This window comes from Acinetobacter calcoaceticus (assembly GCF_900520355.1).
In the GTDB taxonomy this organism is placed as follows: Bacteria; Pseudomonadota; Gammaproteobacteria; order Pseudomonadales; family Moraxellaceae; genus Acinetobacter; species Acinetobacter calcoaceticus_C.
Genome location: NZ_LS999521.1, coordinates 506,664 through 533,488 on the forward strand (window position 1 = coordinate 506,664; position 26,825 = coordinate 533,488).

The 26,825-nt window shown below is 41.1% G+C and carries 22 protein-coding genes, 2 tRNA genes, 3 rRNA genes and 1 pseudogene; 21 read left to right on the forward strand and 7 right to left on the reverse strand.

Annotated features, from left to right (window positions below; translation table 11 throughout):
- Window positions 1-35 precede the first annotated feature (35 nt).
- The 3 genes from AC2117_RS02445 (at window position 36) to AC2117_RS02455 (ending at window position 2,318) form a co-directional block, all read left to right on the forward strand.
- Window positions 36-698 carry a ribonuclease T2 family protein gene (locus tag AC2117_RS02445; protein ID WP_042895121.1) on the forward strand — a complete coding sequence of 221 codons (663 nt, stop codon included), beginning with the start codon at window positions 36-38 and terminating at the stop codon, window positions 696-698.
- A gap of 211 nt (window positions 699-909) precedes the next feature.
- The gene (locus AC2117_RS02450) at window positions 910-1,896 is read left to right on the forward strand and encodes a malate dehydrogenase (RefSeq protein ID WP_004639466.1); all 987 of its coding nucleotides are present in this window, start codon (window positions 910-912) and stop codon (window positions 1,894-1,896) included.
- 176 nt (window positions 1,897-2,072) lie between these two features.
- Entirely contained in the window at window positions 2,073-2,318 is a 246-nt protein-coding gene (locus AC2117_RS02455; RefSeq protein WP_002119522.1) for a DUF2789 family protein, read from the forward strand.
- 61 nt (window positions 2,319-2,379) lie between these two features.
- On the opposite strand, the gene AC2117_RS02460 is transcribed toward AC2117_RS02455, so the two are convergent.
- Entirely contained in the window at window positions 2,380-2,907 is a 528-nt protein-coding gene (locus AC2117_RS02460; RefSeq protein ID WP_042895112.1) for a hypothetical protein, read from the reverse strand.
- A gap of 67 nt (window positions 2,908-2,974) precedes the next feature.
- On the reverse strand, window positions 2,975-3,580 hold the full coding sequence (locus tag AC2117_RS02465; protein WP_133971686.1) for a 2OG-Fe(II) oxygenase: 606 nt from the start codon (window positions 3,578-3,580) through the stop codon (window positions 2,975-2,977).
- Between the two features lie 117 nt (window positions 3,581-3,697).
- Here AC2117_RS02465 and AC2117_RS02470 point away from each other — a divergent pair, with 117 nt between their 5' ends.
- From AC2117_RS02470 to AC2117_RS02525, 12 genes and pseudogenes are all read left to right on the forward strand, one after another.
- Window positions 3,698-4,555 (forward strand): 23S rRNA (adenine(2030)-N(6))-methyltransferase RlmJ, encoded by an 858-nt coding sequence (locus AC2117_RS02470; RefSeq protein WP_133971688.1) that lies wholly within the window; start codon window positions 3,698-3,700, stop codon window positions 4,553-4,555.
- 41 nt (window positions 4,556-4,596) lie between these two features.
- On the forward strand, window positions 4,597-5,430 hold the full coding sequence (pssA, locus tag AC2117_RS02475; protein WP_133971690.1) for a CDP-diacylglycerol--serine O-phosphatidyltransferase: 834 nt from the start codon (window positions 4,597-4,599) through the stop codon (window positions 5,428-5,430).
- 17 nt (window positions 5,431-5,447) lie between these two features.
- Window positions 5,448-6,561, forward strand: a pseudogene (locus tag AC2117_RS02480) (DUF6670 family protein).
- A gap of 417 nt (window positions 6,562-6,978) precedes the next feature.
- Window positions 6,979-8,516, forward strand: a 16S ribosomal RNA gene (locus AC2117_RS02485).
- Between the two features lie 59 nt (window positions 8,517-8,575).
- Window positions 8,576-8,652: transfer RNA gene (locus tag AC2117_RS02490), tRNA-Ile, on the forward strand.
- Window positions 8,653-8,708: 56 nt separating this feature from the next.
- Window positions 8,709-8,784: transfer RNA gene (locus AC2117_RS02495), tRNA-Ala, on the forward strand.
- A gap of 370 nt (window positions 8,785-9,154) precedes the next feature.
- Window positions 9,155-12,048: ribosomal RNA gene (locus AC2117_RS02500) — 23S ribosomal RNA — on the forward strand.
- 183 nt (window positions 12,049-12,231) lie between these two features.
- Window positions 12,232-12,346 (forward strand): 5S ribosomal RNA (rrf, locus tag AC2117_RS02505).
- The 16S, 23S and 5S rRNA genes sit together here with 2 tRNA genes alongside, the layout of an rRNA operon.
- A gap of 145 nt (window positions 12,347-12,491) precedes the next feature.
- A complete protein-coding gene (locus AC2117_RS02510) occupies window positions 12,492-12,887 on the forward strand; it encodes a DUF2007 domain-containing protein (RefSeq protein WP_133971694.1) in 396 nt (131 codons plus the stop codon).
- Window positions 12,888-13,037: 150 nt separating this feature from the next.
- The gene (locus tag AC2117_RS02515) at window positions 13,038-13,388 is read left to right on the forward strand and encodes a GFA family protein (RefSeq protein WP_133971695.1); all 351 of its coding nucleotides are present in this window, start codon (window positions 13,038-13,040) and stop codon (window positions 13,386-13,388) included.
- Between the two features lie 19 nt (window positions 13,389-13,407).
- A complete protein-coding gene (locus AC2117_RS02520) occupies window positions 13,408-13,971 on the forward strand; it encodes a DUF4256 domain-containing protein (protein ID WP_133976141.1) in 564 nt (187 codons plus the stop codon).
- A 136-nt stretch (window positions 13,972-14,107) separates the two neighbouring features.
- A complete protein-coding gene (locus AC2117_RS02525) occupies window positions 14,108-15,271 on the forward strand; it encodes an acyl-CoA dehydrogenase family protein (RefSeq protein ID WP_133971697.1) in 1,164 nt (387 codons plus the stop codon).
- 60 nt (window positions 15,272-15,331) lie between these two features.
- On the opposite strand, the gene AC2117_RS02530 is transcribed toward AC2117_RS02525, so the two are convergent.
- Window positions 15,332-15,829 (reverse strand): GNAT family N-acetyltransferase, encoded by a 498-nt coding sequence (locus AC2117_RS02530; protein ID WP_133971699.1) that lies wholly within the window; start codon window positions 15,827-15,829, stop codon window positions 15,332-15,334.
- A complete protein-coding gene (locus tag AC2117_RS02535; RefSeq protein WP_042898314.1) occupies window positions 15,826-16,425 on the reverse strand; it encodes a TetR/AcrR family transcriptional regulator in 600 nt (199 codons plus the stop codon). The genes AC2117_RS02530 and AC2117_RS02535 overlap by 4 nt, the downstream gene beginning before the upstream one ends.
- 186 nt (window positions 16,426-16,611) lie before the next feature.
- On the opposite strand from AC2117_RS02535, the gene AC2117_RS02540 reads away from it, so the two are divergent.
- From AC2117_RS02540 to AC2117_RS02565, 6 genes are read left to right on the forward strand one after another with little or no spacing between them, the layout of a single operon-like run.
- Entirely contained in the window at window positions 16,612-18,417 is a 1,806-nt protein-coding gene (locus AC2117_RS02540) for an acyclic terpene utilization AtuA family protein (RefSeq protein ID WP_133971701.1), read from the forward strand.
- 20 nt (window positions 18,418-18,437) lie between these two features.
- Window positions 18,438-19,322 (forward strand): SDR family oxidoreductase, encoded by an 885-nt coding sequence (locus tag AC2117_RS02545; RefSeq protein ID WP_197730972.1) that lies wholly within the window; start codon window positions 18,438-18,440, stop codon window positions 19,320-19,322.
- Window positions 19,323-19,324: 2 nt separating this feature from the next.
- Window positions 19,325-20,938, forward strand: coding sequence for an acyl-CoA carboxylase subunit beta (locus AC2117_RS02550; protein WP_133971705.1), 1,614 nt, complete (start codon window positions 19,325-19,327; stop codon window positions 20,936-20,938).
- Between the two features lie 42 nt (window positions 20,939-20,980).
- The gene (locus AC2117_RS02555) at window positions 20,981-22,138 is read left to right on the forward strand and encodes an acyl-CoA dehydrogenase family protein (protein WP_133971707.1); all 1,158 of its coding nucleotides are present in this window, start codon (window positions 20,981-20,983) and stop codon (window positions 22,136-22,138) included.
- A gap of 10 nt (window positions 22,139-22,148) precedes the next feature.
- Window positions 22,149-22,985, forward strand: a complete 837-nt coding sequence (locus tag AC2117_RS02560) for an enoyl-CoA hydratase/isomerase family protein (protein WP_133971709.1) — start codon at window positions 22,149-22,151, stop codon at window positions 22,983-22,985.
- A gap of 18 nt (window positions 22,986-23,003) precedes the next feature.
- The gene (locus AC2117_RS02565) at window positions 23,004-24,944 is read left to right on the forward strand and encodes an acetyl/propionyl/methylcrotonyl-CoA carboxylase subunit alpha (protein ID WP_133971711.1); all 1,941 of its coding nucleotides are present in this window, start codon (window positions 23,004-23,006) and stop codon (window positions 24,942-24,944) included.
- A gap of 52 nt (window positions 24,945-24,996) precedes the next feature.
- Here AC2117_RS02565 and AC2117_RS02570 read toward each other — a convergent pair whose 3' ends face one another.
- The 3 genes from AC2117_RS02570 to AC2117_RS02580 are packed head-to-tail and all read right to left on the reverse strand — an operon-like array spanning window position 24,997 to window position 26,768.
- The gene (locus tag AC2117_RS02570) at window positions 24,997-25,656 is read right to left on the reverse strand and encodes a hypothetical protein (protein ID WP_042898320.1); all 660 of its coding nucleotides are present in this window, start codon (window positions 25,654-25,656) and stop codon (window positions 24,997-24,999) included.
- A gap of 17 nt (window positions 25,657-25,673) precedes the next feature.
- A complete protein-coding gene (locus AC2117_RS02575) occupies window positions 25,674-26,108 on the reverse strand; it encodes a ClpXP protease specificity-enhancing factor (RefSeq protein ID WP_133971713.1) in 435 nt (144 codons plus the stop codon).
- Window positions 26,109-26,114: 6 nt separating this feature from the next.
- On the reverse strand, window positions 26,115-26,768 hold the full coding sequence (locus AC2117_RS02580; protein ID WP_075431053.1) for a glutathione S-transferase N-terminal domain-containing protein: 654 nt from the start codon (window positions 26,766-26,768) through the stop codon (window positions 26,115-26,117).
- Window positions 26,769-26,825 lie beyond the last annotated feature (57 nt).

Here is a 26,825-nt window from a genome sequence, read left to right on the forward strand (position 1 = left end):
TCTTCTTTTAATTGGCATATTCAAGTTTTAATTAAATGAAATATAGATATTTGGAACTTCGTTCAATTTTGCAACTTGCATGGTGGCTTATCTGTGCAGGGGTAGGATTGATGAGTTCCGTTTTGCATGCTGAACCTGTTAATTTACAGGGATATGTTATGCATGTACAAATGACACCTGCCGCATGTGCGTTAGATCCCTCTAAACAAAAACAACGTAAATGTCTTGAAGGATATTCATTGACAATTACAGGCCTGATGCCAGAAACAAATCAAACTGATTGTTCAACAGAAAGTTCGGCCTCTCTTTCTCCATTGCAAGCCAAAGTCGTAGCTCGGGTTATGCCTGACAATAATGCGCGTGTACAGCTTTGGAAAAGTGTAGGGGGGTGCGTTCCTATGAATGCCAGTCAATATTTCCGGACAGTCATTAACTTTGCTGAACGTTTAAAAATTCCAGCTAGCCTTACAAGTTCAACGAATGTTGAAATACAACAGTCAGCCTTAAAACAGCAATTTACTCGTCTTAATCCGAGCCTGCCGCAAAATGGCATTCGTTTGACTTGTCAGTTGTCGCGTTCAGATGTTGTTTTAACGGAAGTGAAGGTGTGTTACACAGTAAAAGGCCAATATAAACAATGTGCAAATCATGTGGTATCGAATTGCCCAGGTGAAATCACGATTAAAGGTAGTTACTAAAGATAGCGATCATTTCGTAAAAAAATGCTGACCATGCATTGAATCTTTTTGTAAATATTAATTTGTATTTTCTATCAGACTTTTGGTGAAAATGAGTCGCTTTTACATGCATCTGCCACATCTTTAGAGTACAATCTTTGCCGTTTATGATGATTTGGTTAGATGGAATTCCTATTTAGCCCGATTAAGGACACTCATTGGAGACAATTACATGAAGCAACCCGTTCGTGTTGCCGTGACTGGCGCTGCAGGTCAAATTGGTTACAGCTTATTATTCCGTATCGCAAGCGGTGAAATGCTAGGTAAAGATCAACCTGTTATTTTACAATTGCTTGAAGTTCCAGTTGAAAAAGCACAACAAGCGCTTAAAGGCGTAATGATGGAACTTGATGACTGTGCTTTCCCTTTATTGGCTGGCATGATCGGGACTGATGATCCGAAAGTTGCATTTAAAGATGCTGACTACGCTTTATTGGTAGGTTCTCGTCCACGTGGTCCTGGTATGGAACGTGCTGACTTGTTAAAAGTTAACGGTGAAATTTTCATCGGTCAAGGTCAAGCATTAAACGAAGTTGCTAGTCGTGATGTTAAAGTATTAGTTGTAGGTAACCCTGCAAATACAAATGCTTACATCGCTATGAACTCTGCTCCAGATCTTCCAGCGAAAAACTTCACAGCAATGTTGCGTCTTGATCACAACCGTGCGTTGACTCAAGTTGCTCAAAAAGCTGGTGTTGCAGTTGCTGATATCGAACACTTAACAGTTTGGGGCAACCACTCTCCAACAATGTATGCTGACTACCGTTTTGCAACTGTAAATGGCGAAAGCTTAAAAGACAAAATCAACGATGCGGCATGGAACAAAGATGTGTTCCTTCCAACTGTTGGTAAACGTGGTGCTGCGATTATCGAAGCACGTGGTTTGTCTTCTGCTGCTTCTGCTGCTAACGCTGCAATTGACCATATGCGCGACTGGGCACTTGGTACAAACGGCAAATGGGTAACTATGGGTATTCCATCTGATGGTTCTTATGGTATTCCAGAAGGCGTTATGTTCGGTTTCCCTGTAACAACTGAGAATGGTGAATACAAAATCGTTCAAGGTTTAGAAATTGATGAATTCAGCCGCGAACGTATTAACTTTACGTTAAATGAGCTTGAAGAAGAACGTGCAGCGATTGCTGACATGTTGAAATAATTTATCTTTTTGATAAGTTAAAAAAAGCACTCTTTTTAGGGTGCTTTTTTATATTCAATCATTTGACCTGAAACACAAAAAGCAACAAGAAGATATAGACACTATCATGCAAGTAAAAACGTTTTATTGTTAGATTAGTTAATAGATGATTTAAAAGAAGTTATAGGAGAATAACAATGTTTGAACAGCAACCTACTTTAGAGCTTTTATTTGATCAGCTGGGTTTAGATTCAGATGAGGCCAGTATCGAAAACTTTATCAAAACACACCAATTGCCAGCCGAACAGAAATTACATGAAGCCTCTTTTTGGTCAAAAGGCCAAAGTGATTTCTTAAAGAGTCATTGGGAAAAAGATGATGAGTGGATTGTAGTTATTGATGAGCTTAATGAACAACTACATGAAGACAGTGTGAAAAAATAAGCACATAAAAAAGGCCTGTTTTACACTCAATGTATAAAACAGGCCTAATTACATTAAGTATTTAATGTGTCTTTATTTTTAATTGATCTTTATACCATGGCTCATGACGTATAAGGTCAAATGCAGGTTGACCATGAAGCAATTCAAGATCACATGCACTCGTTGATAAATATTTAGTTAACCAATGTCGTGTTAATGCTGACTCTTGTCGAGCAGCTGACGCATAAGCCAAGAAGAAATATATATCTGCATGTTCATAGTGGGCTAATGGCTTCAAAATTTGTTGAGTAATTAGAGCAAAACGTTTTTCTTTATTTAATTCAAAATAAAGCATATACGCCTTAGCTAAATGTAAAGATAAATTAAGGTATAAGCTCAATGGCATTTCTTCATATTCCATACGAGCTTGTTCAAGCAAAACAATCGCTTCTTGTAAAAAATGAAGTTGTTCTGAACGAACATGACTTAATATTACAAGTTGCAAGCGTAAATCGGCACGCTCCAAAGCAAGTTCAGGCGTATTTTCAGTCAAATAAAGTTGATCTGTTTCACCAATTCTGTTCACAATCGTTTTACTTTCAATAGACATACGCCGTAGTCCTTCTTGTTCAATAGCATTTATATCGGGTTTATTTACTAAATTTAAAGAGTAGCCTTTACACCCAAATTGAATTTCCGCTACGAAGCCAAGCTGTGATGGAGAGCCTTTGTTGTTTAGAGGGTAATACTTCATGCAATAAATTACTTTGAAATATCACAAGTCGATTGGATTCCGGGGTAACGATATGCCATTTCTCATTTTTATCTTGCAGTCGTAATTGACCGCCCCAATTTTCTTGCCATTCTGGATGTAAATAATAAACGGTTGAGATAATACGATCATTTTTTTGTTGAGGATTGTCTCGGTGTAAAGCATAAAACTCACCCAAGTTATAATGGGCAAAATGAGCTTCAACCTCTTTGATTCCTAAATAAAATGCTTGATTTAGATTTTGTGAAAAAGAAGTTAAGGTTTCAATATGCTGTTGAGCAATAGGAAATTGTTCATTAATCCAGAGAATATGATCGCTACGAATATTGCTCACCACGCCATTTTGAATACCAGCTTCTCTAAATTCCTCAAGATGATGGCTGCACTCTTTGGCAACTTGAGCACGATATTGATTCGAATAAGCTTGATTAATAATAGCAAAACCTTGCGTATTTAAATCATCTAGAATTTGATCCAGATCCCATGAGTCCGGAAGCAGGTGAGAGAACATATAACCTCGAGTAGATCGTAAAAATATCAAGCAGCCTTATTTTAGATGATCACAACCTTACGAAAGAATATTTTTTTCATGTTAAACTATTTGTTGAATTGAGGAATTAAAGTCAACATGAATTACCGTCACCATTTCCATGCGGGCAACTTTGCAGATGTTATGAAGCATGTGCTTTTGCTACAGCTTCTCAACCGCTTAAATGCTAAAGATAAACCTTATCGTTATATCGATACGCATGGAGGTGCAGGAAAATATAACTTATCTCTGGCACCTTCACAAAAGTCTGGAGAGTTTCTTACAGGCATTCATCGACTAGTTCAGATATCTGACATGGAAAAGCGTCAGGCACCTGAAGCAATCCAGCAATATTTGAAGTTAGTAGAAGAACTACGCTCTCAAGAAGGTAAAGGAAGTTATCCAGGATCACCATGGTTTGCTTTGCAAGGTATGCGTGAGATTGATAAAGCGACCGTTTTTGAAATGCAACGTGATGTTTTTGAGCAATTGCGACATAACATTTATGATAAACGTGCAGGTTTACATGAGCGTGATGCATACGAAGGTTTACTCGGCGTTATTCCACCGAAAGAAAAACGTGGTTTGGTCATGATTGACCCGCCTTACGAATTAGAGCGTAAAGACTTTCCGCAATTAGTTGAACTTTTACAACAAGCTTATAAAAAATGGCCAACAGGTGTTTTTGCAGTTTGGTATCCAATTAAAGACCGACCGATGATTGAGCGTTTTGAAAAGAAAATGTATAAAACGGGGATTCGTCGTCAATTAATCTGTGAAATTTGTGTATGGCCAGATGATACACCTGTAGGTTTAAATGGTTGTGGTCTATTGGTTATTAACCCACCTTGGCAGTTCTCTGAACAAGCTGACCAAGCTTTACAATGGCTATTCCCGCATCTACGCATGCAAGACATTGGTGGTCATGCGGCAGTACGCTGGTTAGTGGGTGAGTAACAATTAACTTAAATCAATGCACATGTTTGGAATAGAAAATAATGACAAATGCGCCTAAACCAGAGCAAGATTTAACTCATAATGAACATTCATTTGATGGGATTACGTTCGAAGTGGTTGAAGAAGAAGATAATCCGGAAGGACAAAAAGTGAAGCGCCGAGGAATTTATCTTTGGCCTAACTTAATTACGACGGCCGCTTTGTTGTCTGGTTTCTATTCCATCATTGCAAGTATGAATGGTGAGTTTACCCAAGCGATTTATGCCATTTTTATTGCAGCATTACTCGATGGCTTAGATGGCCGAGTTGCTCGAGCTATTGGTGCACAAAGTGCTTTTGGTGAACAATATGACTCTCTTTCCGACTTGTTAGCTTTTGGTGTAGCTCCTGCAATGCTGATGTATAGCTGGAGTTTGCATGATTTAGGACGTATTGGACTCGCATGTTGTTTTGTTTATACAGCTTGCGCAGCTTTCCGTTTAGCGCGCTTCAATGTCCAAATTGGTGTAGTTGATAAGCGTTATTTTATTGGCATAGCAAGTCCACTTGCTGCCATTATCATTATTTCACTTGTATGGGTCGCTCGCGATTACCCTTTCATTTTTGATTTACGTGATATTGCGATTAAAACCATTAATGCTGTTCTTATGGTTGTTGTGGGATTACTCATGATCTCCAATATCAAATATTACTCTTTCAAACAAATGGACCGTAAAAGAGTTCCTTTTGTAGTTATGTTGCCAGTAGTACTGATTTTTGCAGCAATCACTTATAATATTCCAATGGGCATTTTGACCGTTTCAATAATCTATGCTCTATCTGGTTTTGTTACGACATTATTTGCACGCAAGAGTAACGAAACAATAAAAACATAAAATAGAAGAGGTTCGGTATGCCTATGTTGATGAATCAAATTAATCAATTACAGCAGCTGGGCCTTAATGCTAAAGAGGGGGTTGTCTATCAACCTTCTCGCGGCTTCTTTAAAATTGTTTATCAAGGTTTAATCCTTCCAAATCTACCGGCTCCACTGCGCTATTTTAATTACATTAGTCTGGTTGGACAGCCGCGCATTCCTCTTTGCTATAACACTCACTCAATTACGACTTCGGCAATCGATACTGCAACTGTACTTGTAAGTAATAGCCAACATAGTGTGGGACATTTAAAAACTTATTCTATTCGGCGGCAATGCCAGTTTGACTCAAAACAATATCAGTTTGATAAAACAGATTTGATTGAGTGGAAAATCCCAAAGATCCATCTTCAGCGATTAGACCTAGAAATGGGCTGTAATCTTACTATTCAGATTTCAGAAAATATCTCTAATACTTCTGCATTGCAGTGGGGAATTTCTGACTATTGGTCAACACTATGTTTATGTGAAGGGGAAGTTTTTTATAAAGGACAAAAGTATCAAGTTGAAGGATTAGGAAGGTTTAAACACGCAAGAGCTCTACATTTACCGTTTTTGTCTTTATGTTTTTATACATGCCAAATTATTAATTTAAATGAAACGACTCAGCTTACATTTTCACAAATAAGAAATCAGTGGAATATCATTTTATGTTCAAGATTAGATATTCAAGAATTTGGTAAGCCTGTTGAAAGCTTTACTGAAGATGTAAATTTACATATCCATCGCGTTTATCCAAAAGTTAAAACACCGAATGGTAAAGAGATGTATTTGCCCAGAGAATTTTCTTGGCAATGTAAGAAAAATGGAAAAATTATTTTTGAACTTTATGCACAAAGCCGTGGCGACTACAAGTTTGGATTAGCTGCTGGATATGTTGGAAGCTTCCAATATCAATTAAGTTGGAATGAACAATGTCTACAAGGTGAAGGTGGATATTGTGAATATATTGATTGTCGTCCACTTAGATGGCAGGAAAAGAATCAAGACGAGAAAATTTTAGATAAATTGATGCTTTTACAGCCATGTTTATATAAAAAATGACTATTTTTATCATTTTTGGTTAAAAAGCGAACTGTTGTTGCAGTAATATTAAAAAAGGGGTTGCCAACGTAATTAGATAGTCTATAATGCACATCCATCGGCGGTGATGCAGATAGAAACTTGTTGAAAAACAGTTACTTGGAATTGAGTAGATTGCTTTAAGTGATAGATTTGATGAGAAGTTGGTTTTGGAAATAAGTTTTAAAAATATCGAAATTACCTGTTGACTTTTAAGAGATTAAGAGTAATATAGCCGACCTAGCTTGCTGGTGACGAACCAGTAAGAAGATCATTAAGAGATTATGAAGAACAACTTGTGTGGATTTTTACTGATTGATTGATCGAAATATTATCATTGATTGATTGGTTTAAATTACTCGAAGTTTATTTGAGCGAAATTTAAGTCAGAAAATTGATGAGCCAGAATTGGCACCTTGTCTTTAATAAGGTGCAAAATGATTTTTAACTGAAGAGTTTGATCATGGCTCAGATTGAACGCTGGCGGCAGGCTTAACACATGCAAGTCGAGCGGAGTGATGGTGCTTGCACTATCACTTAGCGGCGGACGGGTGAGTAATGCTTAGGAATCTGCCTATTAGTGGGGGACAACATTTCGAAAGGAATGCTAATACCGCATACGTCCTACGGGAGAAAGCAGGGGATCTTCGGACCTTGCGCTAATAGATGAGCCTAAGTCGGATTAGCTAGTTGGTGGGGTAAAGGCCTACCAAGGCGACGATCTGTAGCGGGTCTGAGAGGATGATCCGCCACACTGGGACTGAGACACGGCCCAGACTCCTACGGGAGGCAGCAGTGGGGAATATTGGACAATGGGCGCAAGCCTGATCCAGCCATGCCGCGTGTGTGAAGAAGGCCTTATGGTTGTAAAGCACTTTAAGCGAGGAGGAGGCTACTGAAGTTAATACCTTCAGATAGTGGACGTTACTCGCAGAATAAGCACCGGCTAACTCTGTGCCAGCAGCCGCGGTAATACAGAGGGTGCAAGCGTTAATCGGATTTACTGGGCGTAAAGCGCGCGTAGGCGGCTAATTAAGTCAAATGTGAAATCCCCGAGCTTAACTTGGGAATTGCATTCGATACTGGTTAGCTAGAGTGTGGGAGAGGATGGTAGAATTCCAGGTGTAGCGGTGAAATGCGTAGAGATCTGGAGGAATACCGATGGCGAAGGCAGCCATCTGGCCTAACACTGACGCTGAGGTGCGAAAGCATGGGGAGCAAACAGGATTAGATACCCTGGTAGTCCATGCCGTAAACGATGTCTACTAGCCGTTGGGGCCTTTGAGGCTTTAGTGGCGCAGCTAACGCGATAAGTAGACCGCCTGGGGAGTACGGTCGCAAGACTAAAACTCAAATGAATTGACGGGGGCCCGCACAAGCGGTGGAGCATGTGGTTTAATTCGATGCAACGCGAAGAACCTTACCTGGCCTTGACATAGTAAGAACTTTCCAGAGATGGATTGGTGCCTTCGGGAACTTACATACAGGTGCTGCATGGCTGTCGTCAGCTCGTGTCGTGAGATGTTGGGTTAAGTCCCGCAACGAGCGCAACCCTTTTCCTTATTTGCCAGCGAGTAATGTCGGGAACTTTAAGGATACTGCCAGTGACAAACTGGAGGAAGGCGGGGACGACGTCAAGTCATCATGGCCCTTACGGCCAGGGCTACACACGTGCTACAATGGTCGGTACAAAGGGTTGCTACCTAGCGATAGGATGCTAATCTCAAAAAGCCGATCGTAGTCCGGATTGGAGTCTGCAACTCGACTCCATGAAGTCGGAATCGCTAGTAATCGCGGATCAGAATGCCGCGGTGAATACGTTCCCGGGCCTTGTACACACCGCCCGTCACACCATGGGAGTTTGTTGCACCAGAAGTAGGTAGTCTAACCGCAAGGAGGACGCTTACCACGGTGTGGCCGATGACTGGGGTGAAGTCGTAACAAGGTAGCCGTAGGGGAACCTGCGGCTGGATCACCTCCTTAACGAAAGATTGACGATTGGTAAGAATCCACAACAAGTTGTTCTTCATAGATGTATCTGAGGGTCTGTAGCTCAGTTGGTTAGAGCACACGCTTGATAAGCGTGGGGTCACAAGTTCAAGTCTTGTCAGACCCACCATGACTTTGACTGATTAAGGTTATAGACAGAAAGATACATAACTGATGATGTAAGCTGGGGACTTAGCTTAGTTGGTAGAGCGCCTGCTTTGCACGCAGGAGGTCAGGAGTTCGACTCTCCTAGTCTCCACCAGAACTTAAGAGAAGTTCGGATTACAGAAATTAGTAAATAAAGATTTAGATCTTGGTTTATTAACTTCTGTGATTTAAGTATCACGGTATTAAGCATGACCTGACGAAGGCATGTTTATTCATTAACAGATTGGCAAAATTGAGTCTGAAATAAATTGTTCACTCAATAATGAAAAGAGAAGAAGTAATTCTAATCTTGGAATTCATTGAGAACTAGCAAATTAACTGAATCAAGCGTTTTGGTATATGAATTAGATTGAAGCTGTACAGTGTTTAAATACACAGTACTTCAAACTGTAAGAGATTGATGAGGAATCATTGATCATGTCTTATTACTCCTTGTAGGTAATAACGACTGTTTGGGGTTGTATAGTCAAGTAATTAAGTGCATGTGGTGGATGCCTTGGCAGTCAGAGGCGATGAAAGACGTAATAGCCTGCGATAAGCTCCGGGGAGGCGGCAAATATCCTTTGATCCGGAGATTTCTGAATGGGGGAACCCACCTACTTTAAGGTAGGTATTGCAACATGAATACATAGTGTTGCAAGGCGAACGAGGGGAAGTGAAACATCTCAGTACCCTTAGGAAAAGAAATCAATTGAGATTCCCTTAGTAGCGGCGAGCGAACGGGGATCAGCCCATTAAGTTATGTGTGTTTTAGTGGAACGCTCTGGGAAGTGCGAACGTAGAGGGTGATATTCCCGTACACGAAAGGGCACACATAATGATGACGAGTAGGGCGAGGCACGTGAAACCTTGTCTGAATATGGGGGGACCATCCTCCAAGGCTAAATACTCCTGACTGACCGATAGTGAACCAGTACCGTGAGGGAAAGGCGAAAAGAACCCCTGTGAGGGGAGTGAAATAGATCCTGAAACCGCATGCATACAAGCAGTGGGAGCCGACTTGTTCGGTGACTGCGTACCTTTTGTATAATGGGTCAGCGACTTATATTCAGTAGCGAGGTTAACCGTATAGGGGAGCCGTAGAGAAATCGAGTCTTAATAGGGCGTTTAGTTGCTGGGTATAGACCCGAAACCAGGCGATCTATCCATGAGCAGGTTGAAGGTTGGGTAACACTAACTGGAGGACCGAACCCACTGTCGTTGAAAAGCCAGGGGATGACTTGTGGATAGGGGTGAAAGGCTAATCAAGCCTGGTGATAGCTGGTTCTCCCCGAAAGCTATTTAGGTAGCGCCTCGGACGAATACCATAGGGGGTAGAGCACTGTTTCGGCTAGGGGGTCATCCCGACTTACCAAACCGATGCAAACTCCGAATACCTATGAGTACTATCCGGGAGACAGACTGCGGGTGCTAACGTCCGTAGTCAAGAGGAAAACAATCCAGACCGCCAGCTAAGGCCCCAAAATCATAGTTAAGTGGGAAACGATGTGGGAAGGCATAGACAGCTAGGAGGTTGGCTTAGAAGCAGCCACCCTTTAAAGAAAGCGTAATAGCTCACTAGTCGAGTCGGCCTGCGCGGAAGATGTAACGGGGCTAAAACTATGTGCCGAAGCTGCGGATTTGACTTTTAAGTCAAGTGGTAGGGGAGCGTTCTGTAAGCCGATGAAGGTGTATTGAGAAGTATGCTGGAGGTATCAGAAGTGCGAATGCTGACGTGAGTAACGACAAAACGGGTGAAAAACCCGTTCGCCGAAAGACCAAGGGTTCCAGTCCAACGTTAATCGGGGCTGGGTGAGTCGACCCCTAAGGCGAGGCCGAAAGGCGTAGTCGATGGGAAATTGGTTAATATTCCAATACTTCTGTGTAATGCGATGAGAGGACGGAGAAGGTTAAGTCAGCCTGGCGTTGGTTGTCCAGGTGAAAGGAAGTAGGCATGCATCTTAGGCAAATCCGGGGTGCTCTATGCTGAGATCTGATAGCAAGCTGTACTTGTACAGCGAAGTGGCTGATACCATGCTTCCAGGAAAAGTCTCTAAGCTTCAGTTACACAGGAATCGTACCCTAAACCGACACAGGTGGTCAGGTCGAGTAGACCAAGGCGCTTGAGAGAACTCTGCTGAAGGAACTAGGCAAAATGGTACCGTAACTTCGGGAGAAGGTACGCTGTTGTTGGTGATGGAACTTGCTTCCTGAGCTGATGACAGCCACAGAAACCAGGCCGCTGCAACTGTTTATTAAAAACATAGCACTCTGCAAACACGAAAGTGGACGTATAGGGTGTGATGCCTGCCCGGTGCTGGAAGGTTAATTGATGGGGTTAGCGTAAGCGAAGCTCTTGATCGAAGCCCCAGTAAACGGCGGCCGTAACTATAACGGTCCTAAGGTAGCGAAATTCCTTGTCGGGTAAGTTCCGACCTGCACGAATGGCATAATGATGGCGGCGCTGTCTCCAGCAGAGGCTCAGTGAAATCGAAATCGCTGTGAAGATGCAGTGTACCCGCGGCTAGACGGAAAGACCCCGTGAACCTTTACTGCAGCTTGACATTGAACTTTGACCTTACTTGTGTAGGATAGGTGGGAGGCTTTGAAGTTGGAACGCTAGTTCCAATGGAGCCGTCCTTGAAATACCACCCTGGTAATGTTGAGGTTCTAACTCTGCCCCGTAATCCGGGGCGAGGACCATGTCTGGTGGGTAGTTTGACTGGGGCGGTCTCCTCCTAAAGAGTAACGGAGGAGTACGAAGGTGCGCTCAGCGTGGTCGGAAATCACGCGTAGAGTATAAAGGCAAAAGCGCGCTTAACTGCGAGACCCACAAGTCGAGCAGGTACGAAAGTAGGTCTTAGTGATCCGGTGGTTCTGTATGGAAGGGCCATCGCTCAACGGATAAAAGGTACTCTGGGGATAACAGGCTGATACCGCCCAAGAGTTCATATCGACGGCGGTGTTTGGCACCTCGATGTCGGCTCATCTCATCCTGGGGCTGAAGCAGGTCCCAAGGGTATGGCTGTTCGCCATTTAAAGAGGTACGCGAGCTGGGTTTAGAACGTCGTGAGACAGTTCGGTCCCTATCTACCGTGGGCGCTGGAAATTTGAGAGGATCTGCTCCTAGTACGAGAGGACCAGAGTGGACGAACCTCTGGTGTACCGGTTGTGACGCCAGTCGCATCGCCGGGTAGCTATGTTCGGAAGGGATAACCGCTGAAAGCATCTAAGCGGGAAGCCTACCTCAAGATAAGATTTCCCTAGGACTTTATGTCCTCTAAAGAGCCGTTCGAGACTAGGACGTTGATAGGTTGGATGTGGAAGCATAGTGATATGTGAAGCTGACCAATACTAATTGCTCGTGAGGCTTGACTATACAACACCCAAGCAGTTGTATATATGGCATCAATCGATTCATTAATATGCAAAGCAACTTGATTTAGTTATATGTTTAGCTAAAATGAACAAAATTAAAGTAAGACTCAATCAGCCCATCTGTAAAGATTTGGAAAACGCATCGGCAACCAATAAGACCAATGCAAGTATCCATACCAGTTGTGCTGGCGACCATAGCAAGAGTGAACCACCTGATCCCTTCCCGAACTCAGAAGTGAAACCTCTTAGCGCTGATGGTAGTGTGGGGTTTCCCATGTGAGAGTAAGTCATCGCCAGCTCATTATTCTAAACACCCTCAACTGATGTTGGGGGTGTTTTTTTATGTGAAAATTAATCTAAAAATATAGGTAAGATTATAAATATAATTCAATTTATGATGAAATAGGATGAGTCTAAACTTATTTGTAAAATTTAAAATCTACTATGCAATGGATCTTGGTTGAAACATTCTCATTTTCTTATGAGGCGCAAATTGCAAAAACTCAATTAGAGGCTTTTGGAATTCCTGCACGTATTGAAAATGAACATACTATTAATATGGATTGGTTTTATTCCAATGCTTTAGGTGGGGTTCGTCTATTAGTCTCACAAAACTATGTTGATGAAGCAAAGTCTCTTCTTGAAAAGGATTTTAGTAATGAACTGGAACGAAAGTTTGGAGAGAATAAAGAGTGCTGCCCTAATTGTGGAGCTCAAGATATAGAAGCTTATACACAAGGGAAAAAATCAGCTTTTCTAGCGTTCATGTTCTTAGGGGTACCTTTGTTCTCTTTTAAAAATGGTAATAGATGTAAACGGTGTCAATATTTTTGGAACTAATTGTAAGGTACTAAAATATTATATTTATTCATTCTTTTAATTTATATGGCTATGTAATAAAGAAGCAATTAAACTCTACAAAGTGATAAAAAAATGAATTATTAGAAAGGGTATTATAAAAGTTATAAAGAATTATAAAAGGAAAAGAATATGGAATATAAGGGAAGTTGTCATTGTGGCCAGATTAAATTTGTAGCAGAAGGCGAGTTGTCAGAGGTTTTATCTTGCAATTGTTCCATATGTCAAAAGAAAGGTTCTTTACTTTGGTTCTTACCAAGTAAGCAAGTTAACATAACTTTAGAAACTCCCGAAATTTTAGCGAATTACACCTTTAATAAGCATGTGATTAATCATCATTTCTGTAAAATTTGTGGTATTCATCCTTATGCTCAAGGTACAGATGCAGAAGGTAATTCTATCTTTGCTATTAATGTTCGATACATAGATGACATAGATTTAAAAAAAATAAAAATAAATGATTTTGATGGGCGTTCAACTTAATAAATATAAGGATTTTCCAGTGGTAACTAAAAAGCAATTAGCTCCAAAGCAAATAGAAACACTGATTGAGTTACTAAAAGATAGATTTGAAAAGAATTCACATCGTCATAAAGAAATAGATTGGACTCATGTACAAGCTAAACTAATTCAATCGCCGAACAAACTGTGGTCATTGCAAGAAATGGAAAATACGGGAGGAGAGCCTGACGTAGTGGCTTATGACCAACAGAGTGATGAATATTTGTTTATAGATTGCTCTCCTGAAACACCAAAAGGCCGTAGAAGTCTTTGTTATGATAGTGAAGCTTTAGAGTCTAGAAAAGATCACCCGCCTAAAAATAATGCAATAGATGTGGCTAAGGGAATGGGAGTGAAGCTTCTGACTGAGGAACAATATCATCAATTACAAAAGTTAGGCGAGTTTGATCTTAAAACATCAAGTTGGCTTGCAACTCCAGATGAGATTCGACGATTAGATGGAGCACTTTTCGCTGATCGGCGTTATGGCCGTGTTTTTGTTTATCATAATGGGGCACAATCATACTATGCAGTTCGTGGATTTCGCTGCTGTTTAAGAGTTTGATCTTAAATTTGAATACAAAAAGATTTTATTTGATGTTTTCTGCCAAGAAATTGGAGGTTCTTGCAACTTTTGATTGATAGTAAACATGACAAGATATGCTCTGGAATTAAATAAAAACATCAGGACCTCTCTAAAAATGCAACCCAACCCAATTTACTATAATGAACAACACATTGCTTTTGCTGATAATGTTCGTCGATTTGTACAAAAAGAAATGGCACCTTTCGTTAATGAGTGGGATGAAGCTGAGACATTCCCGAGAGAACTATACAAAAAAGCTGCTGAGATTGGTTTATTGGGTTTAGGCTTTTCGGAAGAATATGGTGGTATTCCTGATGCTGATCCATTCTATTCATTGCTGGCTGGTATTGAGATGGCGAAGGCTGGCTCTGGTGGAGTACATATCTCATTGATGGTGCATACGATTGGTGCACCACCAATTCAGCATTTTGGTAGTGAAGAGTTAAAGGCAAAAGTTCTTCCAAGTATTATTTCCGGCGAAAAAATTTCTGCCTTAGCAATTACTGAACCAGGTGGTGGTTCAGATGTTGCTGCATTACAAACTAAAGCTGTTCGCGATGGTGATTATTATATTATTTCTGGTGAGAAGACATTTATCACATCGGGAATTCGTGCAGATTACTATACCGTTGCAGTGCGTACAGACCCGACTAAATCTGGTGCTGAAGGCATTTCAATGTTGTTAGTTGATGCGCACAGTGAAGGAATTACTAAAACGCCTTTAAAAAAAATGGGATGGTGGGCTTCAGATACAGCACATTTGCATTTTGACCAAGTACGAGTCCCTGCATCAAATCTTTTAGGTAAAGAGAATGCTGGTTTTAAAGTAATTATGAATAACTTTAATATGGAGCGTTTTTTCTTAGGTGTAGTGGCCTATGGTTATGCACAGGTATGTTATGAAGAAGCTTTAGATTGGGCTCAGCAACGTAAAACATTTGGTAAGCGATTAATTGATCATCAAGTAGTCCGTCATAAGTTGGTGGATATGGCAACACAATTGACTTCAACGCGCGCTTTACTTGAAGAAACTGCTTGGAAAATGACTCAACCAAAGTTACAGGGGCCAGAGCTCGTGGCTCAAATTTCAATGCTTAAAAATGTTGCTACCCGCACAATGCAATTTTGTGCAGATGCAGCTGTGCAAACATTGGGTGGTATGGGCTTTATGCGTGGAACTAAATCTGAACGTATTTACCGTGAAGTGAAGGTCAATATGATTGGTGGTGGCGCTGAAGAAATTATGAAAGATTTGATTAGCAAGCAATTGGGTTATTAAGTCTATTTATAAGGTGGCTTTTAATAAGCTGCCTTATCTCATTCTTACCTCATATAGATATTATGAGATTTCATTCCATGTTTCGTTTAAAATTGCCCAACGTTCATGATCTTTCCACTCTTTTCCACCTACTCGAAGATATTGTCGAGAAAAGCCCTCTTTGATAAAGCCTGCCTTGGCAATAAGACGAATTGAAGCAATATTTTCAGGTTGTATATTTGCTTCTAATCTATGTAAGTTTAGTTTTTCGAATGCTTCACTCAGTAATAATTTCAGGCCTGCTTTCATATATCCTTGGCGTTGATAGGGATGAAATACTTCATAACCTAAATAAGCCGAGTGAAAATAACCTCTGATAATGTTGGAAATATTAAATGTTCCTACAATTGCATGGTCTTTCTCTAGACAAACGAAATAGCGATGTTCTTGTGCTAGGTAGTGTTGAAAGTCGGCTGGTGGATAAGCCCAAGGTTGATGCAATTGCACACTATTTTCATATGCTATTTTAACTTCTGTTAGGTCATCCATTTGAGATTTACGTAAATACACTGAACTCATTTCAACGCCATCTCCCAAACCATTTCAGTTAATTCCTCAATTTTGACCTTTCCTTCAGATTTATACCAAGTCACTGTCCATGAAATCGCACCACCAACTAATCGGCGCCAAATAAAGGCATCATGCTTTATCTTGCCCTTTGTGCGTAATTTTTCAATAACATCTAACCAAATTTGTTCATACTCATTACGCATTTTCAAAAGGTAATCTTGTTTTTCTTTTGAAAGGGCAAACCATTCATATACCAAAACAGCCATCGCAGCACCTGTATCTCCAGTAATTGAGATAAGCTCTGCTTTAATGAGAGCCCGTAACTGTTGCTCTGGATCTGGAGATTGGGTTACGGCATCCTTTAAACGGGCAAGATTATAAGTGATGGTTTGTTCCATCACATGGGCAAGGATGTCATCTTTACTTTTGAAGTGATGGAATAAACTCCCCGATTGAATTCCAATAAATTGAGCCAGTTCACGCACAGTCGTTTTGTCATAGCCTTGCTTATGAAATAGGTACGCTGCACCTTGTAATAAACGGCCCCGTGGGCTGTCATCAAAGCAAGAGATATTTGGAATCTGTTCAATTGAAGTAGCAATCATGCGTGCAGTTTGACCCTTTAAATAAAAATGAATACTAAAAAATTTTGCTAAATCTCAACATTTTTTAGGGCTTATGTCGAGTTTGGAAGATTTAGTCACCATCAAGATAACATTTTGCTCTTTACAAACCAAGCGCTTGCTTGGTAGTGTTGAGTGTAATTTTTAAACAGAACAATGAGAAATAAGATGGCAAATAATCAGAAGGATGATGAGCGTGTCGTAAAAATAGGTTGCGCCTCTGGATTTTGGGGCGATACCAATACAGCAGCTTTCCAATTAGTGCATTTAACTGATATTGATTATTTGGTTTTTGATTATTTGTCAGAAATTACGATGTCGATTATGGCAAAAGCGAAAATGGTAGAGCCGAAACATGGCTATGCTTTGGACTTTGTTAGTCGAGTAATGGCTCCTCTGATTAAAAAAATTGCAGAAAAAAAGATTAAGGTGATTAGTAATGCTGGTGGGGTAAATCCGCTTGCTTGTCGGGATGCCTTACAAAAAATAATTAGTGAATATAGTTTAAACCTGAAAGTTGCTGTGGTTTTAGGTGATGATCTTTTAGCAAAGCAAGAACAGTTCAAACAACAAAATATTCAAGAAATGTTTAGCAGCCAGCCTTTGCCTGATCAGGTGGCGAGTAGTAATGCTTATTTAGGTGCTGTGGCCATTCGTGATGCTTTAAATTTAGGCGCAGATATTGTGATTACGGGTCGTGTTGTAGATTCGGCTGTGGTTCTTGCACCTTTGCTTCATGAATACCAGTGGTCTTTAGAGGATTATGACAAATTGGCGCAAGGCTCATTGGCAGGACACGTGATTGAATGTGGCGCTCAATGTACAGGCGGTAATTTTACTGATTGGCGCTTAGTGCAAGGCTTCGACAATATGGGTTTTCCAGTGGTTGAAGTCAGTGAGGACGGCTCATTTGTGGTCACTAAACCACAAGGTACAGGTGGTCTAGTTTCTACCGCCACAGTTGCAGAACAAATCGTATATGAAATTGGCAATCCACAAGCCTATTTATTACCAGATGTGATTGCTGATTTTAGTCAGGTGCGGCTAGAACAAGTCGGTGAGCATCGAGTGCATGTGACTGGTGCAACAGGGCAAGCACCTACAGCACAATATAAAGTGAGTGCAACTTATCCTGATGGCTATCGGGTTTTAGTCAGTTTTCTAATCGCAGGGCGTGAAGCACCACAAAAAGCGCAAGTCATTGCGGATGCCATTTTAACTAAATGTGAGCGTGTGCTGGCCATGCGTTCAGTACCTCCTTTTAGTGAAAATTCTGTTGAAATTTTAGGCATAGAAAGTACGTATGGAGCACATGCCCAAGCATTAAATAGCCGCGAAGTTGTAGTGAAAATAGCTGTAAAGCACATGTTTAAAGAAGCGTGTATGTTCTTTGCATCTGAAATTGCACAGGCTTCAACAGGAATGGCTCCAGCTTTGGCTGGTATTGTTGGCGGTCGGCCTAAAGCATCTCCAGTAATTAAACTATTTTCATTTTTAATTGATAAAAATCAGGTCAATGTCGAAGTCGATTTTGATGGGCAGCGCTATCCAGTTGAGGTTTCTCAAGGTTTTTCTAGAGAGCAAATTAATACATTAGAAGCTGGTGAAAGTTCAATTTATCAGGGAGATGAAATAGAAGTCCCTTTAATTGAAATTGCACATGCTCGTAGTGGTGATAAAGGCAATCATAGCAATATTGGGGTGATCGCCCGTAAAGCAGAATACTTACCTTGGGTTCGTGCAGCACTCACAGAGCAAGCTGTTACAAGCTATATGCAACATGTTTTGGATGCTGAGAAAGGAAGAGTGATTCGTTATGAGTTACCGGGTTTAAATGCGTTGAATTTTATGATGGAAAATGCCTTAGGGGGCGGTGGTGTGGCAAGCCTGCGTATTGACCCACAAGGCAAAGCATTTGCTCAACAATTATTGGATATGCCTGTAAAAGTTCCGGCAAATCTTTTAGAAAAATAAAATGAATGGATGAAATAAAGATGAGTTATCAATCAATTTTTAGACCTGATGCCTTTACCAATAAAGTCATTATTGTGACCGGTGGTGGTTCAGGAATTGGTCGCTGTACTGCACATGAGCTTGCCGCGTTAGGGGCTCAAGTCGTAATTACAGGACGCAAAATTGAAAAACTGGAAAAAGTAAGCCAAGAAATTACAGAAGATGGCGGACTCGTTCATTTTGTTGTGTGTGATAACCGAGAAGAAGAACAAGTGAAGAACATGATTGCTGAAGTGATTGAGAAGTTCGGCAAACTTGATGGTTTAGTTAATAACGCGGGCGGTCAGTTTCCTTCCGCATTAGAAAATATCTCTGCGAACGGCTTTGATGCAGTCGTGCGTAATAATCTGCATTCAACTTTCTATTTAATGCGTGAAGCTTATAACCAATGGATGGCAAAATATGGTGGCAGTATTGTCAACATGACTGCCGATATGTGGGGCGGCATGCCAGGAATGGGGCATTCAGGTGCTGCACGTTCGGGGGTTGATAACTTAACCAAAACAGCATCGGTCGAGTGGGGCAAATCTGGTGTTCGAGTGAATGCTGTAGCACCGGGTTGGATCGTTTCATCTGGAATGGACAATTATAGCGGTGATTTTGCCAAGGTGATTATTCCAAGTCTTGCTGGCAATGTGCCTTTAAAGCGTATGGGAACGGAGTCGGAAGTCTCATCAGCAATTTGCTATTTGTTATCTGATGCTGCGGCTTTTGTCTCCGGTGTGACCTTACGTATTGATGGTGCCGCATCGCAGGGAACCCGAATGTATCCGCTAAGCGATGTGACAAATAGCGAATCTTATAACGGTTTCCATCGTGCGTTTATCCCTGAAATTTTTAAAAAAGATAAGACTGAGGGAGAATGATAATGACCATTCTCCAATCCGAAATTGCTGTTGATAGCGAACAATATCAAAAAAATAAAGATGCTCTACTTGCTCAGTTGAGTGACATTCGTGCAATTCAGCAAAAAAGTATTGATAAATCTTACGCTGCCAAACCAAAGTTCGATAAAAAAGGCAAAATTTTGCCACATGAGCGTGTGCGATTATTATTAGATACCGATTCTCCTTTCATCGAACTTTGTGGTTTAGTTGGTTACAACATGCATGATGATAAAGATGGTTCGGAAGCTGGTGGCGGGGTGATTGCGGGCATTGGTTTTGTCAGTGGTGTGCGTTGCCTCGTCTCTGCAAGTAATAGTGCAATTAAGGGTGGCACCATGTCACCCATGGGTGTACAGAAAACCTTACGTTTACAAAAAATTGCCTTAGAACAAAAACTTCCGTTGATTACGCTAACCGAAAGTGGTGGCGCTAACTTAAATTATGCGGCAGAAGTATTTACCTACGGTGGTATGACCTTTGCCAATCAGGCACGTCTTTCAGCGGCAGGCATTCCGCAGCTTGCAGTTGTACATGGTAATGCAACTGCGGGTGGTGCTTATCAACCCGGTCTTTCGGATTATGTGATTGCGGTACGTAAACAAACCGAGATGTTACTTGCAGGTCCACCTTTACTTTTAGCTGCCACTGGCGAAGTGGCAACAGCTGAAGAGTTGGGCGGGGCAGAAATGCATGCGCAGGTTGCCGGAACCGCAGAATATTTGGCTGAAAATGATGCCGATGGGATTCGACTTGCACGTGAAATTTTTGAGCATTTGAACTGGAAAGAACAAATCAAACCAGTTGATGCGGTCTATAAAGAACCTCGTTACGATGCCGATGAATTATTAGGTGTTATCCCGAATGATCCTAAACAGCCATTTGATATGAAAGAGGTGGTTGCCCGAGTTGTTGATGACTCAGATTTTCTAGAATTTAAGCAGGAATATGATGATTTAACTGTTTGTGGCTGGGCAAAAATTGGCGGATTGCATATCGGTATTATCACCAATAATGGTCCGATTACTCCTCAAGGTGCGGCGAAAACAGCCCAGTTTATTCACCTGTGCGAACAGACGCAGCGCCCACTATTGTTTTTGCATAACACCACAGGTTTTATGGTGGGTACCGATGCAGAGCAAAACGGTATTATCAAACATGGTTCAAAATTAATTCAGGCTGTTGCCAATTGTACTGTGCCAAAAATTTCGATTGTGGTGGCTGGGTCATATGGGGCAGGAAACTACGCGATGTGTGGTCGAAGCTTATCACCCGATTTTATTTTTGCTTGGCCGAACTCGCATGTTGCCGTAATGGGTGCTGCTCAGGCTGGAAAAGTCTTACGTATTGTGGCCGAAGGTAAGCAAAAAGCATCTGGTCAGGAGCCTAATCCTCAAATGCTCGATTTTCTGGAGCAAAGTACAGCCATAAAATTGGAGCAGCAGTCTACCGCGCTTTTCAATACGGCTATGTTGCATGATGACGGCATTATTGACCCACGAGATACCCGAAAATTACTGATTTTCCTTTTACAAACCATTTATGAAGCACAGCAGCGGACATTGAATCCAAGCCGTTTTGGGGTGTCTCGCTTTTAAACAACTTTTACCGCAATTAAAAAAATTATCAGGAAGAATGTAATGAAATTTACTGCCGAACATGAAGCATTACGCCGTACAGCTCGTCAATTTGTTGAAAATGAGCTGAATCCGAATATTCCAGAATGGGAAGAGGTGGGGCGTTTCCCGATTCATGATGTATTTAAAAAGATGGGTGACCTTGGCTTATTAGGAATTTGTAAACCTGAAGAAAATGGTGGTTTAGCTTTAGATTATTCTTATAACCTTGTAGTTGCTGAAGAAATTGGACGTGCGACGTGTGGTGGAGTGCCTTTAGCCATTGGTGTTCAAACCGATATGGCAACACCAGCTCTCGCACGTTTTGGTCATAAAGAATTACGTGATGAGTTTTTAACACCAGCCATTGCTGGAGAATACGTGGCATCCATTGCAGTGTCCGAAGTCCATGCAGGTTCTGATGTGGCAGCCATTAAAACTACAGCCAAAAAAGACGGCGATGATTATGTCATCAATGGCAGCAAAATGTGGATTACTAACTCATTGCAAGCAGACTTCTTCTGTTTGTTAGCAAATACTTCTGACGATAAACCACACGTCAATAAATCGATGATTATTGTGCCGGCAAAAACTAAAGGCATCAGTTTTTCAGAACCGCTCAATAAATTAGGAATGCGTTCAACCACCACAGCACAAGTCTATTTAGATAATGTGCGTGTACCGCAACGTAATTTAGTCGGTGTCGAAGGCATGGGCTTTATGATGCAGATGATGCAATTTCAGGAAGAGCGTTTATGGGCATGTGCCAACTCTATTGGAGGGTTGGAAACGTTAATCCAAAAGACCATCGCCTATACTAAAGATCGTACTACTTTCGGTCAGCCACTCATTAATAATCAATATATCCATTTCCGCTTTGCTGAACTCATGACTGAAGTGGAAGCACTAAAAGCATTAACCTACCAAGCATGTGAGAAACACATTGCTGGTGAAGATGTCACGATGCTGGCTTCAATGGCAAAACTAAAATCAGGACGTTTAACCCGTGAAGTGGCAGATAGCTGTCTGCAATATTGGGGGGGCAATGGCTTTATGTGGGATAACCCAGCATCGCAGCTGTACCGTGATGGTCGCTTAGGGTCTATTGGTGGTGGAGCCGATGAGATTATGTTGGGGATTATTTGTAAGCTCATGGACATCTTGCCTAAAAAACAAAAATAAGGAGTAGGCAATGACACTTTCGGTTTCACTACAAACTTTAGCTATTGATGACAGCATTCAGTTAGAACAGGACGGTAGTATTTTATACCTCTGGTTAAATCGACCAGAGAGCCGTAATGCCATGAATTTGAATATGGTTAATGCTATTCAACAGGTCTTTACTGCTATTCGTGATGATCTTTCGATTCGTGCGGTCATCATCCGTGGTGAAGGCGGAACTTTCTGCGCAGGTGGTGACATTAAAGACATGGCAGCTTTGAGAGTTGAAGCGAGCAATGTTGGCAGCTTACAGCCTTATGCTGATTTTAACCGCCGTTTTGGTGCAATGCTTGAACAGATCGATGCTGCACCACAAACGGTTGTGGTGATTTTAGAAGGTGCGGTATTGGGTGGTGGTTTTGGTCTGGTATGTGTTTCCGATGTTGCCATTAGCCGTGACAATGCACAGTTTGGATTACCTGAAACTGGGCTAGGAATAATCCCTGCGCAGATTGCTCCTTTTGTAGTGAAGCGTATTGGGCTAACTCAGGCTAGACGACTTGCTTTGTTGGGGATGCGTTTTGAAGGACCTACGGCGCTCAGTGTCGGAGTAGTCCATCAGATTGCTCATAATGAATTAGAGCTAGAGCAAGAATTACAGGAAACTATTCAGCACATTAAACGTGCTGCACCACAAGCTTCACGTATGACCAAAGCACTATTACATCGAACACTCAATGAACCATTGAATCATTTGCTTGATGACGCAGCACAGCAGTTTGCTCAAGCGGTTGGTGGTGCTGAAGGGCAAGAGGGAACGATGGCTTTTATTCAAAAACGGTTGCCGAATTGGGCCGATGAGCAATAAAAGATAAGGATAAAAACAATGAAATTTTCAAAAGTACTAGTTGCCAATCGTGGTGAAATAGCAGTTCGGGTCATGCAAACTGCTAAGGCAATGGGCTATCAAACGGTGGCAGTTTATTCTGATGCGGACTGTAACGCTCGCCATGTACAAGAAGCTGATGAGGCAGTTTATATAGGAGCTTCTAAAGTATCTGAATCTTATCTTTCCATTGCTAAAATTATAGAAGCCTGCAAAAAAACAGGTGCTGATGCTGTGCACCCAGGTTATGGCTTTTTGTCAGAAAATACCGATTTTGCCCAAGCCTGTATCGATAACCAGATTACTTTTATCGGTCCGACAGCTTCTGCAATTGAGTTGATGGGAAGTAAGCGACTTTCAAAAATTGCCATGATTGAAGCAGGTGTACCTTGTGTGCTGGGCTACGAGGGAGATCGTCAAGACCTTGAATATTTGGCTACACAAGCAGAGCAGATTGGTTTTCCAATAATGGTGAAAGCTTCTGCGGGTGGTGGTGGCCGTGGTATGCGTTTGGTACAGCAGTCCTCCGAGCTTGTAGAGGCTTTACTAACTGCACGTTCAGAAGCTGAAAATGCATTTGGTTCAGGTGAGCTTATTTTAGAAAAAGCAGTGATTGCGCCGCGCCACGTTGAAATTCAGGTTTTTGGCGATACGCATGGCAATTATGTGTATTTGTTCGAGCGTGATTGTTCGATTCAACGCCGTCACCAAAAGGTTGTAGAAGAAGCACCGTGTCCGGTCATGACTCCTGAACTACGTCAGCAAATGGGCGAAGCGGCTGTGGCGGCTGCCAAAGCATGTGCTTACGTAGGCGCGGGAACTGTTGAGTTTTTGCTTGATGCATCGGGTGAATTCTATTTTCTAGAAATGAATACTCGCTTGCAGGTTGAGCATCCGGTTACTGAACTTATTACAGGATTAGATTTGGTTGAATGGCAATTGCGTGTCGCCAATGGTGAGCAGTTGCCATTGCAACAACATGAGTTAACTTTAAATGGACATGCAATTGAAGTCCGTTTGTATGCCGAAGATCCACGTCAAAATTTCTTGCCACAAACTGGTCAAGTTCTACGTTGGAAGCCCACAATTTTGCCAAATGTACGAATTGACCATGGCATGTTGGCAACAGATGAAGTTAGCCCTTTCTATGACCCGATGGTGGCAAAAGTGATTGCATACGGTAAAACCCGTGAAGATGCTATTCGTTTACTTGCTCGTGCTGTAGATGATTGTGTTTTGCTTGGTGTAAACAGCAATAAACAGTTCTTGGTTAATTTACTACGTCATCCAGTCATTGTCGCTGGTGATACCAATACGGCATTTATCCAACAGCATTTTCAAGATGATAGCAGCTTACATCATCAGGTTTTATCTTTAGAAATATTGGCTATTGCAGCAGCATTATTTAGCCAAAGTAAAGGGATTGTGGCATGGCAAACTGGGCTTGGTGTTCCATTACCTCTAAAACTTAAATATGATGATCAGCAAATCCAATTGCAGCTATCTTCTGAGAATAACCAGATTACTGTGCAGCTTTGTGACCAAACCATTTGTATTGAAGTCATTGAGAAAACAGCTGAGCAAATGATTTATGTAGTTGAGGGTGTACGCCGCCGTGTTCAATATGTATTAGATGGCGATCAGCTTTATTTAGATCGAGACAATGGCAATGTTACGATTCGCAATGTGAATTACGCTGCTCCAGAAACGGCTGATGTGGCTGGTGATGGTAAAATCCGTGCACCAATGGACGGTGCTGTGGTCAATATCTTGGTCAATAAAGGCGATCAAGTCGTGAAAGGGCAAACCTTGCTGATACTTGAAGCTATGAAAATCCAGCAACAGATTAGATCTGATGTGGATGGGGTAGTCGAAGATATTTTAGGTCAACAAGGGCAACAAGTTAAAAAACGGCAAATGTTATTTAGTATTCTGGTCTAATAAAAAAGCCACCTGTTATGGGTGGCTTTTAGTTGATTGCATAAACAAATTTTTAAGCAATGAATTGTGTATAAGCACAGTACAAATAGCCCAAAATTGCTAAAGCAACCACAGGGGCAATAATCTTTGACCATGTCGGTACAGAAATCTCAGCAGCTTGTTCTTCAATATGCAAGTCATCATGATGAGGTTGGGCTTGGTGAACCATTTGGTTGAACTCCTTCATTGTTGTATCCAATGATAGCTCTTCTTGTTCCACAGGTTTAGAACCAAGTAATTCTGTTAGATGGTTTGTTGACCAAACCCAATCTTCTGCCTGACCTGATAAATGTTCTACTTGACCTAAAATTAATTCTTTTAAGCCATTATGCCCAAAACCACCTGTTTCATCGAGCTGGTTAAGTTCTGCTAACTGCAAGGTTAAAATTTCAGAAATACTCTGTTCTAGTTCTGCATTTTTTAAAGCTGATTGATTATGCTTAGAAGTAGTTAAATGGCGAGCAACTTCCTGAATATAAAGTGGATCTGCCGCTTTAATTTCATGGTAAATTTTATTATCGTTCTGACGCCATAAACTAATCAGTTTTCCAAGCGTAAGAATATTCACTTCATCAATCAGCTTATTTTTTTCATTAACTGGATATTGATTTAAAAGCTGAGGCTTTTGAATTTTTATCTGCTCAGCAAAGTATTGGACTAAATCAAATGCCATGCTTTCTTCCTCTAAATTTAATCTAAAATTCTTAGTGATGGTTTTTTCTTGGTCGATGTTGATTCAGTTGTTTCTTCTACTTCTGACTCTACTGTATTTTCTACAGGTGCTACATTGGCATATTCTTCAGGATCAAAGAACAAACCTTGTCCATTTTCACGCGCATAAATACCTAAAACAGCTTGAATAGGGACATAGATATTTTTAGACGCGCCTCCAAAACGGGCAGAAAAAGTAACAGCTTCATTTGTAATAAGGAGTTGATGAACCGCATGAGGCACTATATTTAAAACAATTTGCCCATCTTTAACAAATTGCTGTGGCACATCGGTATGTGGCTGTGTCGCATCAACTAATAGATATGGAGTAAGCTGGTTATCACAAATCCATTCATAGATTGCACGAGCAAGATAAGGACGTGTAGGGGTTAAATCAATAGTTTGCTCAGACATATCATACTATTCCATATTTAATTGTTCATTGTAACGGTTTTTCTCTTGGGGCGTCATTGATTTAGCAAAAGAAGGTCGTTCAAAGATACGTTTACAATACAAAAGAATAGGTCGGCATTGCTGTTTTGGCAACTCGATTCCCATGCTATTAAGCCTGACGAAAATAGGGGCAAGCATACAATCTAAGATTGTAAAATTTTCAGACATAAAATAAGGAAAATGCTGAAATAAAGGAGTAAGTGAAATTAATGTTTCACGTAATTCTTTTTGAGCTTTTTGCTTTTGTTCGATATTTAAAGAATCTTCATGTTTTAACATGTGATCTGCTAGCTTAAACCAGTCGTTTTCGAGTCTCCATATATATTGACGTTGCTCTGCACGTAACATTGGAGCATCTGCGTAAAGTTTTCCTTGTCGATAACGGTCATCTAAATATTCAGCAATAATTGGCGCTGAAAATAATTTAAGATTTTGCTCGACCAACATAGGCAATTGGTTATAAGGATTTAAGCTCGCTAAATCTTCGTCTTCATGGTCAGTTACGATCAATTGATATTTGATTTGCTTTTCTGCTAATAAAAAACGAATCCAATGAGAACGGAAATCATCAGCATGACTGTAAAGGGTAATCCCCTGAATAGAGGTATTTTCGACCGACATATCACAAGACGACGTGGTTGAGTGAATCGATTAGGATACTAAAAATGCTGTAGGAAA